The sequence below is a fragment of the Pseudomonas sp. P5_A12 genome (genome assembly GCF_056400685.1).
This window is the reverse complement of record NZ_JBFUKU010000496.1, coordinates 1-2,265: the sequence shown is the minus strand read 5'-3', so window position 1 is coordinate 2,265 and position 2,265 is coordinate 1. Positions and strand designations below refer to the sequence as shown.

3 protein-coding genes are annotated in these 2,265 nt (G+C 56.1%); 2 read left to right on the top strand and 1 reads right to left on the bottom strand.

The window, feature by feature from the left end:
• The first annotated feature begins 165 nt into the window (after positions 1–165).
• Entirely contained in the window at positions 166–999 is an 834-nt protein-coding gene (mazG, locus tag AC1DSG_RS30380; RefSeq protein WP_477794170.1) for a nucleoside triphosphate pyrophosphohydrolase, read from the top strand.
• A gap of 28 nt (positions 1,000–1,027) precedes the next feature.
• A complete protein-coding gene (locus AC1DSG_RS30375) occupies positions 1,028–1,570 on the top strand; it encodes a DUF2058 domain-containing protein (protein ID WP_007949507.1) in 543 nt (180 codons plus the stop codon).
• A gap of 70 nt (positions 1,571–1,640) precedes the next feature.
• Here AC1DSG_RS30375 and AC1DSG_RS30370 read toward each other — a convergent pair whose 3' ends face one another.
• Positions 1,641–1,829: a hypothetical protein gene (locus tag AC1DSG_RS30370; RefSeq protein ID WP_477794169.1), complete on the bottom strand. Its 189-nt coding sequence runs from the start codon at positions 1,827–1,829 to the stop codon at positions 1,641–1,643.
• Positions 1,830–2,265 lie beyond the last annotated feature (436 nt).

Genomic DNA, 2,265 nt, shown 5'->3' with positions numbered 1-2,265 from the left:
CTCGGGCGGATTTCAGAGTTGCCGAACATCCTCGAAACCCGCCGTAACCGGACGCCTTGAAATCGATCCCTGAAGGCGCAGAGCTTGCGCGCGATTGCGAGTTACCCGACACACCGCCATCGCGAGCAAGCTCGGCTCCTACAGGTTCGCCAAATGAGATGATTGATGTACAGCCTTGAAGACCTGCTGCACTTGATGAACCGGCTGCGCGACCCGCAGTTCGGTTGCCCGTGGGACATCAAGCAAACGTATGCCACCATCGTCCCGCACACCCTCGAGGAAGCCTACGAAGTCGCTGACGCTATCGAGCGCGGTGACTTCGATCACTTGCAGGGTGAGTTGGGCGATTTGCTGTTCCAGGTGGTGTATTACAGCCAGCTGGCGCGGGAAGAAGGGCGTTTCGAATTCGACGGCGTGGTCGACAGCATCACCCGAAAATTGATCCGTCGGCATCCTCACGTGTTTCCGACCGGGGATCTGTACGCGCCCGTGGACATCCCGCGCCTGAGTGAAGAGCAGGTCAAGCAGCGCTGGGAAGAGATCAAGGCCGAGGAGCGCGCCGAGAAATCAGCGGCACCGTTGCAGCTGTCATTGCTCGACGATGTACCGGCTGCGCTGCCAGCGTTGTCCCGTTCGGCGAAACTGCAGAAGCGCGCCGGGCAGGTCGGTTTCGACTGGCCGGACGCCTTGCCGGTGCTGGACAAGGTCCGCGAGGAGCTCGATGAAGTGCTGGAAGCCATGGCCGACAAAGACTCGGCAGCGATTGCCGATGAGGTGGGTGACCTGCTGTTTTCGGTGGTCAATCTGGCGCGTCATCTCAAGGTTGATCCGGAAACCGCGTTGCGTGGCGCCAACAGCAAATTCGAAAGACGCTTCCGTTTTATCGAACAGGCATTGCGCGACACCCACCGTCCCATAGAAGATTGCACCCTCGAAGAGTTGGACGCCTTGTGGGGCGAAGCCAAACGTCAGGAAAAGAATTTGACCAGCTGCGGTTGAGCAGTTGCCTAAGTGAGAAACAAGCACCATGAGCATTTCCCTTCGCGACCAGTTGCTCAAAGCAGGGCTGGTCAACCAGAAGCAGGCCAAACAGGTCGGCAAAGAGAAGCAGAAACAACAGCGCCTGGCCCACAAAGGTCAGATCGAACTGGATGACTCGCAGCAGCGTGCAGCCCAGGAAGCCATGGCCGAAAAGGTCAAGCGCGACCAGGAGCTTAACCGCCAGCAGCAGGAAAAGGTCGAGGCCAAGGCCCGCGCCGCTCAGATAAAGCAATTGATCGAAGTCTCGCGCCTGCCGAAGCTGACCACCGAGGATTACTACAACTTCGTTGACGACAAGAAGGTCAAGCGTCTCTGCGTCAACACGCTGATGCGCAACCAGCTCAGCAATGGCTTCCTGGCGATCGTGCACCACGCCGGTGGCTACGAAGTCATCCCCCGTGAAGCGGCGCTGAAGATCCAGGAGCGCGATCCACAGCGCATCGTGCAGATGAACGTGAAAACTGAAGAAGTGGCCGCCGAGGACGATCCGTACGCGGCCTATCAGATTCCGGATGACTTGATGTGGTAAGCCGTTAAAGGCTTCAACAACGACAAACCCCGCTTATGGCGGGGTTTGTCGTTTTCAATGCTGTAGTTGCTCAGGCGCAGAGCAATGGTCTTTGCTGCTCCAGGATTTCAAGTTCAGCTTTGTAGCTGTGTGCGTCAGTCTCGGAGTGGAACATCCCCACCAACTGGTCTTGTTGATGGACGTCCCAGATGCGTATACCGGCGGCTACGCCCTCATGGGAAATATGTGAATCGTCGCGTTCAGTTACTTTTACAGTCATCTGCTAGCTCCAATCTCAATGATCTGCACCAAGGCATGTGCAGGACTTTGTTATATGGTTTGTTAGCTGGCTAAGTAAATGCCTGAGATGGGTAACGAATAATTGCGAATTCTGCAAAAGTCCTGCAGCGCCTGTAGTGCGCGACATTCGGTCGCAGTGTGTTGGGTTTTATGACAAAAGCTTCATGTTTCACTAGGCACCAAACCGCTGAAATCTGTAGGAGCTGAGCTTGCTCCGGGCGGCGATCCGACGATGAGGCAATCACATTCACCATCATCATTGACGGTGAGGCCGCCATCGTCGGATCGCCGCCCGGAGCAAGCTCGGTTCCTACAGTTTTTTCGCCTGGCGAGGGGTATTTGTTTTAAATGCACAAAAAAACGCCCCGAACCAGTCGGGGCGTTTTTATGTACAGCGAAACGGCGAGGTATTACTT

Coding starts and splice junctions, on each gene's coding strand:
- AC1DSG_RS30375 (WP_007949507.1), top strand. CDS start 1,028: ATGAGCATTTCCCTTCGCGACCAGTTGCTCAAAGCAGGGCTGGTCAAC.
- mazG (WP_477794170.1), top strand. CDS start 166: ATGTACAGCCTTGAAGACCTGCTGCACTTGATGAACCGGCTGCGCGAC.
- AC1DSG_RS30370 (WP_477794169.1), bottom strand. CDS start 1,829: ATGACTGTAAAAGTAACTGAACGCGACGATTCACATATTTCCCATGAG.